This window comes from Rhizobium etli CFN 42 (assembly GCF_000092045.1).
Classification (GTDB): Bacteria; Pseudomonadota; Alphaproteobacteria; order Rhizobiales; family Rhizobiaceae; genus Rhizobium; species Rhizobium etli.
Genome location: NC_007761.1, coordinates 3254092 through 3269210, shown reverse-complemented (window position 1 = coordinate 3269210; position 15119 = coordinate 3254092). Strand labels below are relative to the sequence as shown.

Sequence of the window (15119 nt, the reverse complement as noted above, 5' to 3'; positions counted from 1 at the left end):
GCCGCGCCGCGTCCGGCAGCTCCTTCAGCCGCGAGGCTGCTGTGCTCCGGAAGATCACCGATACCGCACCAACAATTTTTTGATGCGACCTGTCGGCTAAGCGGTTACTCCTTCGTCATTCGGAATAGAGGAGTGACCGATGCTTTACGCGATCCTTTGTTATGCCCATGAGGAAACCGTCTTCGCCTGGACCAAGGAGGAGGAGGCTGCCGTCATGGAGAAGCTCTACGCCGTGCAGGAGCCGCTTGCCAAAGCCGGCAAGCTCGGCCCGGTCGGCCGGCTGATGCCGACGACCGCGGCGACGACCGTGCGCAAGGGCAGGGACGAGGCCCTCGTCATCGACGGTCCTTTCGCGGAAACGAAAGAGGCGCTTCTCGGCTTCTACGTGGTTGATTTCGATACGCTCGACGAGGCGGTCGCCTTTTCGAAGCAGCTCTCGTCCGTCAATCCGGGTTCCACCTCTTACGAAATTCGGCCGTTCTACGTGTTCAGGCCGGGAGATGCTGCATCATGACCGACATTGCCTGGATCGACCTCGCGCTTGCCTCTGCCCGCCCAAAGGCGCTCGGTGCGCTGCTTCGCTATTTTCGCGATCTCGACACCGCGGAGGAGGCGTTCCAGGAGGCATGCCTGAGGGCGATCCGGACATGGCCGGAGAAAGGGCCGCCGCGCGATCCGACCGCCTGGCTGATCTTCGTCGGCCGGAACAGCGGCATCGATGCGGTGCGCAAGCGCTCAAAGCTCCAGGCGCTCCCGGATGAGGACACGATTTCCGATACCGAGGATGCCGAAAGCGATATTGCCGAGCGGCTGGACGATTCCCACTATCGCGACGATATCCTGCGGCTTCTCTTCATCTGCTGCCATCCCGACCTGCCAGCGACCCAACAGATCGCGCTGGCATTGCGCATCGTTTCCGGGCTTTCGGTACCGCAGATCGCCCGCGCTTTCCTGGTATCCGAAAGCGCCATGGAGCAGCGCATCACCCGGGCCAAGGCGCGCGTCGCCAAGGCGGGCGTGCCTTTCGAGACACCGAGCTCCGAGGAGCGGGCGGAGCGGCTTTCGATCGTCAGTACCATGATCTATCTGATCTTCAACGAGGGCTACAGTCAGGCCGACCCCAGACATGAGGCGGCAGCCTTCAGCGACGAGGCGATCCGGCTCGCGCGGCTGATGCTGCGGATCTTTCCCGCCGAGCCCGAACTGATGGGACTGCTCGCGCTGATGCTTCTGCAAATCTCTCGCCGGCCGGCGCGGTTCAGCGCCGAAGACGAGATCGTGCTGCTCGAGGATCAGGACCGATCGCTGTGGAACCAGCTGTTCATCAACGAGGCCTTAGCGCTGCTCGACAAGGCTCTGCGCCATCGGCAACCCGGACCTTATCAGCTGCAGGCGGCGATCGCCGCCGTTCATTCCCGGGCAAAGCGGGCTGAAGATACCGACTGGGTCGAGATCGATCTGCTCTATCGCGCGCTGGAACGCATTCAGCCATCCCCTGTCATCACGCTCAACAGGGCGGTGGTTATTTCCAAATTGCATGGGCCTGAGGCCGCGCTCGATCTCGTCGATCCGCTCGGCGAGAAACTCGACGGTTATTTCTATTATCATGGGCTGCGTGGCAATCTCTTGAAGCAACTCGGCCGCCACGGTCAGGCTCGCGAAGCCTTTGATCGCGCCATTGCGCTTGCCCATTCGGCGGCGGAGGCGGCTCATATCCGCCGACAGATCGACAAGATGCAGCAAGAGGCCGGGCAGGCGGCCGTAAAATAATTCGGCGCGCTGTCGGAGCGGCGAAGTCCGGTACGTCCTAGCAACAACCTGATACGAAACAGGCTTTCACTCAAATGGAGAGGTGTTGAAATGATTGCCAGCACGCCGCATGAACTCGTCCTCGTCCGCGAATTCGACGCCCCGCGCGAGAAGATCTACAAGGCGTGGACCGATCCCGAGCTTCTGAAGCAGTGGTTCGTACCGCGCCCCTGGGGCGTGGCCGAAGCGACGCTCGACGTCCGCCCCGGCGGCTCCAGCGTCGTCGTGATGCAGGATCCCGAAGGCAATCGCTATCCAAACCGCGGTGTCTATCTCCAAGTCGTCGAGAACGAGAAGCTCGTCTTCACCGATGCTTATAGCGAGGCCTGGGTGCCTTCCGAAAAACCGTTCTTCACCGGCGTCATCCTGCTTGAGGAGCTCGGCAACGGCCGGACGAAATATACGGCCAAGGCGCTGCACTGGCGTGCCGAGGACAAGGAAGCGCATGAGAAGATGGGTTTCCATGAAGGATGGGGCAAGGCCGCCGACCAGCTCGCGGAACTGCTGGCGAAGATGTGAATTGGTCGGCAGGGACGGTGCGATACGGCGCGCCGTCCTGATACTTCGAGTGCGGTATGAGGTGGTTTGGAGGATGATTCCGCTGAGGCTTGGAAGTTGTTGAATTCAGATTCGAATTGGTGATTAGGCGCGTCGGTATTGGGAGATTTTGCCCTATGCTTCTCATGCTGCGCTGTGCCAATCTGCTGACATGAAAGGGTACGTCTACATTCTCGCATCTGCACGCAACGGCACGCTCTATACCGGTGTGACGCGAGATCTTGCCGGGTGTCTATACGAGCGCCAGAATGAACTGACGCCAGGCTTTACGTCGAAGTATGGCGTCAAGACGCTGGTCTGGTTCGAGGAGCAGATTTGCTGACGACGGCGATCACACGGAAGAAGACGATCAAGAAATGGCGCGACGGTGGAAGCTCAATCTGATCGATCGGGAAAATCCTGAGTGGGAGGATATTTCGTTTCACTGGGCCTGTGAAGAGTCTCTCGTCGCGCGGACCCACTGCTGGATTCCTGTCACAGGCACAGGAATCCAGCAGCGCCGTGTCTACGGCGCGAAGACTCCTCTCGGGCTGCCGGCCAAGGTTGAGCGACATCGTCGAACCATCCAACTGCTATCGAAATTCTCGAACATTCCCTTCCAGAGTTTGTATTTGCGTTCCCTGCCGCCGGTCCTTATCTCCAGTTGAATTCAATGGGGTGCGACAATGGAACTTGGCCTTTACACCTTTGCGGACGTCAATCCTAACCCTTCCCGCAGCAAGGGAGCGGAGGGGGCCGAGCGGCTGAAGCATCTGATCGAGGAGATCGAGCTCGCCGATCAGGTGGGGCTCGATGTCTTCGGACTGGGCGAGCACCACCGGCCGGACTATGCGGCGTCGGCTCCCGCCGTAGCGTTGGCGGCGGCGGCCGTCAAGACCAGCAATATTCGGCTGACGAGCGCCGTCACGGTGCTGTCTTCCGACGATCCGGTGCGTGTCTTCCAGCAGTTTGCGACGCTCGACCTGATTTCCAATGGCCGGGCCGAAATCATGGCCGGGCGCGGCTCCTTCATCGAGTCCTTTCCGCTGTTCGGCTACAAGCTCGAAGACTACGACCAGCTATTTGAGGAGAAGCTCGATCTTCTGCTGGCGCTGCGCGATGGCGAGACGGTCGACTGGAGCGGCGAGCTTCGAGCGCCGATCCGCGGCCGAGGCGTTTATCCCCGCCCGCTGCAGGATCCGCTGCCGCTCTGGGTCGCCGTCGGCGGCACACCGCAATCGCTGGCCCGCGCCGGCGCGCTGGGTCTGCCGGTGGCGCTGGCGATCATCGGTGGCGAGCCGCGCCGTTTCGCGCCGCTGTTCGAGCTCTATCGCGAAGCGGCACGCCGGGCTGGGCAGGACCAGTCGAAACTGAAGACCAGCATCAATGTCCATGGCTTCATCGCCGATACGACCGAAATGGCCGCCGACCAGTTCTACGGGCCTCAGGCCGAGGTGATGAACCGCATCGGCCGCGAGCGCGGCTGGGGGCCGACGAGCCGGGCACAATTCGACCTGTCGCGCGGACCGAACGGCGCGCTCTTCGTCGGTGATCCGGAGGCGGTCGCCGAAAAGATCATCGCCCAACAGGCATTGTTCAAGAACGACCGCTTCCTGCTGCAAATGGCAATCGGCCTGATGCCGCATGATCAGATCATGCGCGGCATCGAGCTCTACGGGACGAAAGTGGCGCCGATCGTCAGAAAGGCATTGACTGAAAAGAGCGAAGGGGCGAAAGCCTCAGCTTGAGGTGGCCGCGGCCGCCCTGCGCAGGCCGGAACGGACGAATGGTTATCGTAAACGACGACGAACTGACAAAGCTCAAGGAGATCGGCCGCATCTGCGCCAACGCCATCCAGGTGATGGCAGCGGCGATGGAGCCGGGCATGACGACACTCGAGCTCGATCAGATCGGCCGCAAAGTGCTCGAGGATTCGGGCGCGCGCTCGGCGCCGGAGTTTTGCTACCAGTTTCCAGGTGCGACCTGCATCAGCGTCAACGAGGAAATCGCCCATGGCATTCCCAGTGCGCGCGTCATCTGCGGCGGCGATCTCATCAATATCGACGTCTCGGCCGAGAAAGACGGTTTCTTCGCCGATACCGGCGCCTCCTTCGCAGTGCCGCCGGTCAAGCCGAAGATCGACCGGCTCTGCCGCGATGGCAAGCGCGCACTCTGGGTGGGGCTCAATCAGGTGAAAGCGGGCGAGCCGCTCTCGAAGATTGGCAGCGCCGTCGGCGCCTTTGCCCAGAAGAACCGTTATACGCTGGTCGCCAATCTGGCGAGCCACGGCGTCGGCCGTTCGCTCCACGAGGAACCCGCCGAACTCTCGACCTGGCCGGATCCTTCGGAAAAACGCATCATGGCGGATGGCCTCGTCTTCACGGTCGAGCCCTTCCTGTCGCTTGGCGCCACCTGGGCCGAAGGCGGCGACGATGCCTGGACGCTCTATGCCGATCCGAAGGCGCCGACCGTGCAGTATGAGCACACGGTGGTCGCGACGCGCAACGGACCGGTGATTTTGACCTTGCCGGACGGTCGGGCGTAGCAGACCACCCTGTCGTCATGGATGGACCCGGTTAAAGCGACTTCAAGGACTCGGTAAGCTTGCCTTTTTCGGAAATGAACTGGGGTGCCCTGGGAGCGCAGAGCTATAGAATTCCCTCCACGCCGCCGACCTATTCGGCTCGCGCACCTAGATTACGTCAATGACAACAACTCTCAACTGTATATTATGGCATTCTAAAATAGCAATGGAGTGCTTGGCTCCTGACGGGTCTGAGGTCCGCCCGGAACATTCGGTTCATCCGCCCATTTACCGCGGATAGGACTAGGAGAAACTCCGCCATGAATGCGAGCGACGAACGGACCGTGTCTCTGTGGTCAGACGTCGACGTCGTGCCCGACGCAGTGCCCCTCGGCCGCAACGAAGACTTCGACGCCGTGGTGGTCGGATCTGGAATTGCAGGCATGTCGATCGCGTACGAGCTGGCTGCCGCGGGGCAAAAGGTTGCAGTCCTCGACCGAGGCCGGATCGGCGGCGGCATGACGGCCCGCACAACTGCACACCTTGCGTCGGTATGCGACGACTACTTTTCGGAACTCATCGGGTTGCGCGGCGAGGAACTGGCACGGCTCTATTTCCAGAGCCACTCTGCGGCGATCGACCGCATCGAGGCCATCCAGACCGCGGAACGCATCTCGTGCGACTTTCGTCGGCTCGACGGTTTTCTCTTTCTCGCCTCTGAAAAGGCGGCGGCCGATCTCCGGCGTGAGCTCGAGGCGGGCCGCAAAATCGGCATTGCCGTCGAGGAAGTCTCGGGGTTGCCGCTTGCCCGGCATGCGGACACGCCCGCCCTGCGGTATCCGGATCAGGCGACATTTCATCCGCTCAAATATCTTCGCGGTCTGGCCACCGGAATTCGGGCGCGCGGCGGCACCCTCTACAGCGACACGATCGTCGATAAGGTCGAGGAAACCGACGGCGGGGTGCGCGTGGGAACGAACTCCGGCCTCACCGTTACCGCCAGGTGGGCCATCGTGGCGACCAACTCGCCCATCAACGATAGGGTTGCACTCCATACGAAACAGGCACCCTATCGAACCTACGCAATGGCGTTCGAGATTGCACGCGGCATCGTACCGGATGGTCTCTACTGGGATACCGAGGACCCCTACCACTATGTCCGCCTTCATCCCGGCGATGACGAGAGCGATTTCCTCATCGTCGGTGGGGAGGACCACAAGACTGGCACCGCCGACGACGCCGACGATCGCTTCGCCGCTTTGACATCCTGGAGCAGAAGACTGGTGCCCGATCTCGGGGCCGAAACCCATCGATGGTCCGGGCAGGTGATGGAGACTATCGACTATGCCGGCTTCATCGGCCGCAATCCCGGCAACGAACGGCTATTCGTGGTTACCGGAGATTCCGGCGAGGGCATGACCCATGGCGTGGTGGCCTCACTCCTGATCTCCGAGGTCATTCTCGGCGGCAATAGTGCCTGGCGGGAACTTTACGAGCCGTCCCGGAAGACGGTGAGCGCGGTCGGCAATTACCTTGCCGAGAACGCGACAATGATCAAAAATTTCGCCGAGTATGTCGCGCCCGGCGAAATCGAGTCCGTCGATCGGCTGCGACCGGGAGAAGGTGCTATCGTCCGCGAAGGAATGACCAAGATCGCAGCGTTCCGCGGCGACGATGGCACGCTGTACAGGCGATCTGCCACATGCACGCATGTCGGCTGCCACGTGCACTGGAACTCCCTGGAGCGGTGCTGGGACTGCCCATGCCACGGATCGCACTTCGCGGTGGATGGAACGGTCCTGAACGCACCAGCAGTCTCGCCTCTGACCGAGATCGATTGAGTATTGCTCCGGTGAGCTAACACGGACAGACCGAACTGCACGGGCGGCGTATGGCTCAGCCGCAAGACTTCGTTGGCTCCCCGGGCCTTCTTCCCTTCCTGCGGGATCGTCCGACGCTCCTCATGCTGAGGCGCCAAACCCGTCGGGCGCACCTCGAATGCGCCGAAGTCGGAAACCACCCCCTCTTCACCCCCGCGTATCCGGCCTGCCGCCCTGCAGAATTTCCGTGGCGGCACGTTCCAATATCCCGGCGATGCGGGCGGCTTCGGGTTTTGACCAGGGATAACGCATCCTAAGGGCCGAGCGCAGCAGCATGCGAGCAGCGCGGATATCGCCGCCGTCCTGCATGAAGTCGCCGTCGTCACCCTCGTCGGCGCCGTGACGGTCGGTTTCAAAAACACGCTTCACATAGGCCATCTTCTCGCCGATGCGTTCGAGCTTGGCGAGCGTGTGCAGGATCATCTCGCGGTTTTCCTCGACGCGGCGGCGGCCGGCCTCGGTGATGCGGTAGAGCTTTTTGGTGCCCTCGTTCTCCACCTCGGCAAGGCCGGTTTCTTCGAGATAGGTGAGGGCGGGATAGATGACGCCGGGGCTCGGCACATAGAAGCCGCCTGAGCGTTCCTCCAGCAGCTTTATCAACTCGTAACCGTGGCGCGGTTGCTCGGCGAGCAGGGCTAGGATCACGAGTTGCAGATCGCCTGCCGCGAATTTGCGGCCCATGCGAAAAGCTTCCCCGAACATGCCGCCTTTAAAACCTCTCATGGCTTCTTCCTTCCATCTCTAGATGTATCGTTGGCTATGTCGTAAAACATATATCGTAAGACAGCTCCTTTCAAGGGAAGCCGCAGATTTATTGAGCTTTCGGGAAATTGATCGATCGATCAGAAATAGTCGTTTGCGATGCCGGTGCTGCGGCGTGATAAGCGCAACATGCTTTCCCGCCCGCCTCACTCCCAGCCAAACCTCGTTGCCACTGCTGCTGCCGGCGCCGTTGCTATGGCGGCGGCCATGGGTTTCGGCCGCTTCTCCTACACGCCGATCCTACCCGGGATGATGAGCGGCGTACCGCTTTCGGCAGCGGATGCGGGTTTGATCGCCTCAGCGAATTTCGTCGGTTATCTCGTCGGCGCCGTGCTTGCGGCCTATGGCTGGGCGGCGGGGCGCGAGCGGCTGGTGGCGCTCTGGGCGCTGCTTGCCACCGCAATCCTGCTTGCGGCCATGGCCGCCACCGATTCCGTCGCGGTCTTCGCCGTCATCCGCTTCCTCGCCGGCCTCGCCAGCGCCTTTGCGATGGTCTTCACCTCGTCGATTGTGCTCAGCCACGGGGCTGCGGCCGGCAACGACCATGTGCAGGCGGCGCATTTCGGCGGGCCGGGGGTGGGCATTGCGCTGTCCTCGGTCATGGTGCTCCTGATCGGCCTCAGCTTTCACGACGGGCCGGACGGCTGGCGCGCCGACTGGATCGGCGGAGCGATCTATTGCGCGGCGAGCCTCGCTATCGTCTGGTGGCTTTTGCCCACGGCGCCGGCGCAGTCGGCGCGGGCAGGCAAGGAGCCGGCGCTCGTCTGGAACCGGCCGATGGTGCTCGTTACCCTGTCCTACGGCCTGTTCGGCTTCGGCTACGTGATCACGGCGACCTTCCTCGTCACCATCGCCCGCCTGTCCGCCACGGGTGCCTTCGTCGAATTCCTCTGCTGGTTCATCGCCGGGCTGACGGCGGCAGTGGCGCTGTTTGCCTGGAAGCCGCTGGTCCGGCCGCTCGGGCATGGCGGCGTCTATGTTGCGGCGCTTCTGATCGAAGCCGCCGGCGTGCTTGCCACCGTGATGCTGCCGCCATCGACCGCACCGCTGATCGGCGGCGCGCTGTTCGGGGCGACCTTCCTGGCGATCACCGCTTACGGGCTGCAGATCGGGCGCAAGCTTGCGCCCGAGAGCCCGCGGCGGATCCTGGCGATGATGACGGCTGCCTTCGGCGTCGGCCAGATCGTCGGGCCGATCGTTGCCGGCTGGATCGCCGAGCGCTTGGGCAGTTTCACCGTCCCGACGGTGATTGCCGCCGTTGCACTCCTGGTCTGCGCGGGGCTGGTGATGCCGGTCATCAGGAAAGTCGCTTAACCCGTTACATCTATGTAACAATGGGCCGAACCCATTGCTGCTTCCTTCGAACTGCCTTAGTTTCCGGCAAAATCAGTGTTCCACGACACTCCCGAGACTCACAGTTCAGGAAAGCAAAGCTCCCCGTGTTTCATTCTTTTTTTCCCCAGCCGAAACCTTTTTTCATTTCTCTTGTCGTGTGGACGCTGATTTCAATATTTGGGTGGTATTTTTTCGCTGCCGGTCTCGGCGCGTCGCTCGGCTTTGTGCCGGTTCCGGAAGAGCAACAGCCGATCGACCTTTCATTTTTCCTGTTGCCGGAGAACCTCTGGTTTTATGGATACTTTCTGGCAAGCGCTTTGATCTTTTGCGGCTTTTGGCATTTGAAGGCGATGAGCCATCCTTGGAAGATATGGTCGATTTGGGGATCGGCGCTGATCATCTTCGTCACCTATTTCAGCGTGCAGATCTCAGTCGTGATCAACAATTGGCGTCGGCCGTTCGGCGACCTGCTGCAGAATGCCCTCGCTAAGAAGCCGGGTATTACCGTCGAGAATTTCGACGACCTGTTTCTGATTTTCGCGCAGATCGCCTTCCTCGCCATGTTCGTATCGATCATGACCGATTTCTTCACCAGCCATTATATTTTCCGCTGGCGAACGGCGATGAACGATTTCTACATGGCGAATTGGGAAAAGCTTCGCCATATCGAAGGTGCCTCCCAGCGTGTTCAGGAAGACACGATGCGCTTTTCCAGCACCTTAGAAGGCCTTGGCATCAACTTGATCAACTCCGTGATGACGCTGGTCGTCTTCCTGCCGATCATGATGGGGCTATCGCACTACGTGACCAGCCTGCCAATCCTTGGCGAGGTGCCGAACTCTCTCTTCTGGCTGGCTATCTTCTGGTCGGCATTCGGCACGGTCCTGCTCGCTGTTGCGGGTGTCAAATTGCCTGGGCTGAATTTCAAGAACCAGCGTGTGGAGGCGGCCTATCGCAAAGAGTTGGTCTATGGCGAGGACCATGCTGACCGCGCGCAGCCGCCGACGGTCCAGGAGCTGTTCTCAGCAGTACGGAAAAATTACTTTACGCTGTACTTCCATTATATGTACTTCAATGTTGCCCGCTCATTTTATCTGCAGGCGGACAATCTTTTCGTCTATTTCTTTATGGCGCCGACCCTTGTCGCCGGCGCGATCACTTACGGTATCTTCCAGCAGATCGCCACCGCTTTCGGCCAGGTCAGCAGCTCGTTCCAGTATCTCGTCAATTCCTGGACGACGATCATCGAACTGCTCTCCATCCACAAACGCCTAAAGGCATTTGAGGCTACCATCGACAATGAGCCGCTGCCGGAGATCGACCAGCGTTATCTGGATCGGGAAGCGGGTATCCTGCACGCTGATGGTTGATGGATGATGTTTGTCGCGGTCGCGGTGGCTTCATGGAAAAAGCTTCGGTGTGCCGTGCAGCCCCCTCATCCGCCTGCCGGCACCTTCTCCCCGCTGGGGAGAAGAGACTTGCGGCGAGGTTTCGTTCCCTCTTCTCCCCGGCGCGGAGAGGTGCCCCGAAGGGTCGGATGAGGGGGCTGCGCGGCACCACCCCTCGTTCAAGAAGCTTTCTGTCAGAGCCCCGACGTCTGCTGCAGCTTGCCGCGTGCCTCGATCATCGGGATCGATTCCGAATAACTCACGCAGGCCACATCTGAGCGATGGCAGACGTCGCTGACCAGGCGGTCGAGCGCGCGCCAGTAGGCGCCCCCGTTCATTTCGACGAAATGGAAGCCGAGCTGGAGAGGGATGCGGTCGCCGTTATATTGGCGATCGAAAGCCTGGGAGAAGGCGGCGTAGGCGCGGTCTTCGAATGCCTTCGAATCCGCGCTGTCCTCCTCACCCCTGGAATGGCGGACGAAGAGATTGTAGTCCATGCCGATGATCGGCTTTTCGCTGGGACCCTCGGGGATCAGCGGCAGGCCGAAGCGGAGGATGCCGTCTTCTTCGACAGGCATGGCCGGACCCTTGGTGACGAGGCTTGCGTCATAGGTGAAACCCGCCTTCTTTTCTGCGGCGATCATATCGGCGCCCGCGGTCGCCGAGAGATAGGGGGCGCGAAAGCCCTTGATGCCGTGATCGACGAGATCTTGCCAGCCGGCGGGCTCTTCGAGGCCGACGCTCTTCCAGGCATTTTTCAACGTCGCATGGAAGGTCGCGTATTCGGCCGACCAGTCGGCCTCGCTCCACAGACGACCGTCGAAATGGCCACAGGCATGGCTTGCTATGTCATGGCCTTCGAGATGGGCATGCCAGATATTGCCGAGGCGCTCGCGGATCTCGTCGTCGCTCTGGGCAAAACCGACATTGGATTTCCCGCGTTTCTGGTGCGGCGCCTGGTATGCCTTCTTCGCCGCCTCGTTCATCAGGAAGGTGCAGGAGAGGAAATAGGTGAAGTGGGCGCCGTTCCTGGCGGCCATCTCGCGGCTTTTCAGCCAGAGCGCATTATCGTGGGCGCCGTCGAAGGAGATAATGACAAGCTGCTTCGGCCGGTCGGCTGCCTCTGCCGCCGCGGGAAGAACGAGGGAGGCAAGCAGACAGGTGGCGAAGAGAGGACGAGACATGGACACCGCGACAATTTGTTCGCGGTTTCCCTCCGACAGAATTGCGGCGAAGCTGCGGTGTTGCTGGCATTTTTTCGCGCGACTCGCTAAGCCATGAGAAATTACACGGAGGGACCGCAATGGCACTGCTTATCGTCGGCATCATACTTTTTCTCGGGGTGCATCTGGTGCGGGTGGTGGCTCCGGACCTGCGCCGCTCGATGATCGCAAGTCTCGGCGAGAAGGGCTGGCGGGCCGGCTATTCGATCGCGAGTATCCTCACGCTGATCCTTCTGATCTACGGTTTCGGCCAGGCCCGGCAGGTGACCGGCATGCTTTACAATCCGCCGGTCTGGACGGCGCATATCGCGATCACGTTGATGCTGATCGCGATGATCTGTCTCGTCGCCTCGCTGCTGCCGGCGGGGCATATAGCGACCAGGACCAAACATCCGATGGTGCTGTCGGTAAAGATCTGGGCGCTGGCGCACCTGCTCGCCAATGGTGAGACATCGTCGGTCCTGCTGTTTGCGGCCTTCCTTGCCTGGGGCGTGATCGTGCGCATTTCGCTCAAGCGCCGCGAGCGGGCGGGCGAAATCACGCTCCGGCCCTTCGTTTCGGCCAAGTACGACCTCTATGCCCTTGTCATCGGCATCGTCGTCTGGGCGCTGATCATCTGGAAGCTGCACGAATGGTTGATCGGGGTTTCGCCGCTCGTGACGTGATGAATCTTTCGCATCCCCCTTACAACGGCGGCAAAATGGAGTAGAAGGCCCGGCAATGTGCGTTTTGCACAGCTAGGTATTTCCGCGGCCGGAGACGAGAATGGCATTCAACGACGACAGCTTCATCCGTGAAGTCAATGAGGAATTGCGATCCGACCAGATGAAGGGCGTATGGCGCCGGTTCGGACGCTATATCATCGTCGTCGCCATTCTGATCGTTCTTGGCACCGCCGGCAAGGTTCTCTACGAATATTGGGACGATACCCGCTCCTCCGGCGCCGGGGACCAGTTTCTGGCGGCGATGAAGCTTGCCGACGAGAACAAGAACGACGAGGCGCTGGCCGCGCTTGAAAAGCTGGAGAAGGAAGGCCATGGCGCCTATCCGGTGCTGGCGCGCATGCGGGCAGCGACCGTCCAGGCTCAGAAGGGCGATGCCGGCGCGGCGATCGCCGCCTTCAACGAGATCGGCAAAGACAACAGCGTTCCGGCTGCCGTGCGCGATGTCGCCAAAATGCGCGCGGGCTGGTTGCTGATCGAGAACGGTTCTTATGAGCAGGTTTCGGCCGTGATCGAAGAAATGGCCGTGCCGAGTAACGCCTTCCGCCATTCGGCGCGTGAAGCACTCGGTCTGGCCGCCTACAAGGCCGGCAACATGGCGCAGGCGCGGCAATGGTTCCAGTCGATTGTCGACGATGCCGGCAGCCCGCGTCCTGTTGCCAATCGTGCGCAGATGATGCTTGATCTCATTACCGCATCCGGCAAGGCGCCCGCCGCGCAGGGCTGAGTTTTAAGGAAAAAGAATGAGTTTCACGGTCGCCATCGTCGGTCGTCCGAATGTCGGCAAGTCGACGCTTTTCAACCGCCTGGTGGGCAAGAAGCTTGCGCTCGTCGACGATACGCCCGGCGTGACGCGCGACCGCCGGCCGGGTGATGCGCGGCTGATGGGGCTGACCTTTACGATTATCGACACGGCCGGTCTGGAAGAAGCCGACGAGGAAAGCCTGCAGGGCCGGATGCGCGCTCAGACGGAAGCGGCAATCGATGAGGCTGATCTTTCGCTTTTCGTCGTCGACGCCAAGAACGGGCTAACGCCCGTCGATACCGCTCTGGCCGAGATGTTGCGCCGGCGCGGTAAGCCGGTCGTGCTCGTCGCCAACAAATCCGAAGCGCGCGGCTCCGACAGCGGCTTCTATGACGCTTATACGCTGGGGCTGGGCGAGCCGACGCCGATTTCGGCCGAACACGGGCAAGGCATGCTCGATCTGCGCGACGCGATCGTCGAGGCGATCGGCAAGGACCGGGCCTATGCCAAGGAGGATGTCGCGGTCACCGATGTCGACATTCCGCCGAGCGAAAACGAGGCCGACGGCGAGGACGAAGAGCCGGCCTATGACGAGACCAAGCCGCTCCGGGTGGCAATCGTTGGCCGGCCGAATGCGGGCAAATCGACGCTGATCAACCGCTTCCTCGGCGAAGACAGGCTTTTGACCGGCCCTGAGGCAGGCATCACCCGCGATTCCATTTCGGTGGAATGGGACTGGCGCGGCCGCACCATCAAGATGTTCGATACCGCCGGCATGCGCCGCAAGGCGCGGGTAACCGAGAAGCTGGAGAAGCTCTCCGTCGCCGACGCGCTGCGCGCCATCCGCTTCGCCGAAACCGTGGTCATCGTCTTCGATGCGACGATTCCGTTCGAGAAGCAGGACCTGCAGATCGTCGACCTCGTGCTGCGCGAGGGCCGGGCGGCCGTGCTTGCCTTCAACAAGTGGGACATGATCGAGGACCGGCAGGCGGTGCTTGCGGACCTGCGCGAAAAGACCGATCGGCTGCTGCCGCAGGCGCGCGGCATCCGCGCCGTTCCGATCTCCGGCCAGACCGGCTGGGGCCTCGACAAGCTGATGCAGTCGATTATCGACACGGACAGGGTCTGGAACAAGCGCATTTCGACGGCGCGGCTCAATCGCTGGCTGGAGACGCAGCAGATTCAGCATCCGCCACCGGCCGTTTCCGGCCGCCGCATCAAGCTGAAGTACATGACACAGGTCAAGGCCCGTCCACCGGCCTTCATGATCTCCTGCACCCGCTCCGACGCGCTGCCGGAATCCTATACGCGCTATTTGATCAACGGATTGCGCGCCGATTTCGACATGCCAAGCGTTCCGATCCGCATCCATTTCCGCTCGCCCGACAATCCGTTCGAGTCGAAGAAGAAGCGGACGTAAGGGGCGGGGCGCTGGGTTGGCGCCTTTATATTCGCTTGTGTCGTGCTTCGGGTACCCCCCTCTGCCCCTGCCGGGCATCTCCCCTACAAGGGGGGAGATTGGATTGGAGCGGCCGCTCGCCCTCGTCAACCATCGCGGATGGCTGAAGCCGCTTAGCGCGGTTTGATGTCTTGGCAAGCGGATTCGTCTTGCCGATCTCCTCCCTTGTGGGGGAGATGCCCGGCAGGCAGAGGGGGCCGGAACGAGGTGGTGCGGTTAGCCGTGAGTCCCGCTCTTATTCAACGCCTCGCGCAGCGCCACGATCTCAGCCCGCAGCCGAGTGAGATCCGCCGCATCGCGGCCGCTGGCTTCCACGATGCAGCCGGGAATGCCGACCGCTTTTTCCTTCAGGCGAATGCCCGCTGCACTCAGACGAATGACAACGACGCGTTCGTCCTCGGTGCTGCGTTCGCGCCTGATATAGCCGGCGCTTTCCAGGCGCTTGAGCAGAGGGGTCAGCGTGCTCGATTCCAGGAAGAGCTTTTCGCCGAGGCCGCCGACGGTCTGGGCGTCCTGTTCCCAGAGCGCGACCATGGCGAGATATTGCGGATAGGTGAGGCCGAGCGTGTCGAGAAGCGGCTTGTAGACGCGGTTCAGCGCGTGGCCTGCCGCATAGACGGCGAAGCAGATGAAATCGTCGAATTCAACTGATCCTGCATTGGTCATCTCCGGAACTGAATGCATTTATATCGCGCGATAAATAATCGCAAGCCACCTTTATGCATGGCTGCCGTG

13 protein-coding genes and 2 pseudogenes are annotated in these 15119 nt (G+C 61.4%); 12 read left to right on the top strand and 3 right to left on the bottom strand.

Annotation, left to right across the window (positions count from 1 at the left end; genetic code table 11):
• The first annotated feature begins 139 nt into the window (after positions 1–139).
• The 7 genes and pseudogenes from RHE_RS15960 (at position 140) to RHE_RS15930 (ending at position 6711) form a co-directional block, all read left to right on the top strand.
• Positions 140–514 (top strand): YciI family protein, encoded by a 375-nt coding sequence (locus RHE_RS15960; RefSeq protein ID WP_011426357.1) that lies wholly within the window; start codon positions 140–142, stop codon positions 512–514.
• Entirely contained in the window at positions 511–1770 is a 1260-nt protein-coding gene (locus tag RHE_RS15955) for an RNA polymerase sigma factor (RefSeq protein WP_011426356.1), read from the top strand. Before RHE_RS15960 ends, RHE_RS15955 begins: the two co-directional genes overlap by 4 nt.
• A gap of 90 nt (positions 1771–1860) precedes the next feature.
• Complete coding sequence (locus RHE_RS15950; protein WP_011426355.1) at positions 1861–2328, top strand: SRPBCC family protein; 468 nt, start codon at positions 1861–1863, stop codon at positions 2326–2328.
• Between the two features lie 190 nt (positions 2329–2518).
• A pseudogene (locus RHE_RS15945) lies at positions 2519–2792 on the top strand (GIY-YIG nuclease family protein); the annotation flags it as partial.
• Positions 2793–3032: 240 nt separating this feature from the next.
• Positions 3033–4094 carry an LLM class flavin-dependent oxidoreductase gene (locus RHE_RS15940; RefSeq protein ID WP_011426353.1) on the top strand — a complete coding sequence of 354 codons (1062 nt, stop codon included), beginning with the start codon at positions 3033–3035 and terminating at the stop codon, positions 4092–4094.
• A 38-nt stretch (positions 4095–4132) separates the two neighbouring features.
• The gene (gene map / locus RHE_RS15935) at positions 4133–4891 is read left to right on the top strand and encodes a type I methionyl aminopeptidase (protein WP_011426352.1); all 759 of its coding nucleotides are present in this window, start codon (positions 4133–4135) and stop codon (positions 4889–4891) included.
• 299 nt (positions 4892–5190) lie between these two features.
• Positions 5191–6711, top strand: coding sequence for an FAD-dependent oxidoreductase (locus RHE_RS15930; protein ID WP_011426351.1), 1521 nt, complete (start codon positions 5191–5193; stop codon positions 6709–6711).
• A 186-nt stretch (positions 6712–6897) separates the two neighbouring features.
• Here the strand turns inward: RHE_RS15930 and RHE_RS15925 are convergent, their stop codons facing one another.
• Positions 6898–7473: a PadR family transcriptional regulator gene (locus RHE_RS15925; RefSeq protein ID WP_011426350.1), complete on the bottom strand. Its 576-nt coding sequence runs from the start codon at positions 7471–7473 to the stop codon at positions 6898–6900.
• Positions 7474–7611: 138 nt separating this feature from the next.
• Here RHE_RS15925 and RHE_RS15920 point away from each other — a divergent pair, with 138 nt between their 5' ends.
• Positions 7612–8826 (top strand): MFS transporter, encoded by a 1215-nt coding sequence (locus RHE_RS15920; protein ID WP_042118864.1) that lies wholly within the window; start codon positions 7612–7614, stop codon positions 8824–8826.
• 125 nt (positions 8827–8951) lie between these two features.
• On the top strand, positions 8952–10217 hold the full coding sequence (gene sbmA, locus RHE_RS15915) for a peptide antibiotic transporter SbmA (RefSeq protein WP_011426348.1): 1266 nt from the start codon (positions 8952–8954) through the stop codon (positions 10215–10217).
• Between the two features lie 212 nt (positions 10218–10429).
• Here the strand turns inward: sbmA and RHE_RS15910 are convergent, their stop codons facing one another.
• A complete protein-coding gene (locus tag RHE_RS15910) occupies positions 10430–11419 on the bottom strand; it encodes a polysaccharide deacetylase family protein (RefSeq protein ID WP_011426347.1) in 990 nt (329 codons plus the stop codon).
• Between the two features lie 119 nt (positions 11420–11538).
• On the opposite strand from RHE_RS15910, the gene RHE_RS15905 reads away from it, so the two are divergent.
• The 3 genes from RHE_RS15905 to der all read left to right on the top strand — a co-directional run bounded on the left by RHE_RS15905 (position 11539) and on the right by der (position 14345).
• Complete coding sequence (locus RHE_RS15905; protein WP_011426346.1) at positions 11539–12123, top strand: NnrU family protein; 585 nt, start codon at positions 11539–11541, stop codon at positions 12121–12123.
• 100 nt (positions 12124–12223) lie between these two features.
• The gene (locus RHE_RS15900) at positions 12224–12907 is read left to right on the top strand and encodes a tetratricopeptide repeat protein (protein WP_011426345.1); all 684 of its coding nucleotides are present in this window, start codon (positions 12224–12226) and stop codon (positions 12905–12907) included.
• 16 nt (positions 12908–12923) lie between these two features.
• Positions 12924–14345: a ribosome biogenesis GTPase Der gene (der, locus tag RHE_RS15895; RefSeq protein WP_011426344.1), complete on the top strand. Its 1422-nt coding sequence runs from the start codon at positions 12924–12926 to the stop codon at positions 14343–14345.
• 255 nt (positions 14346–14600) lie between these two features.
• On the opposite strand, the pseudogene RHE_RS15890 reads toward der, so the two are convergent.
• A pseudogene (locus tag RHE_RS15890) lies at positions 14601–15043 on the bottom strand (MarR family winged helix-turn-helix transcriptional regulator).
• Positions 15044–15119 lie beyond the last annotated feature (76 nt).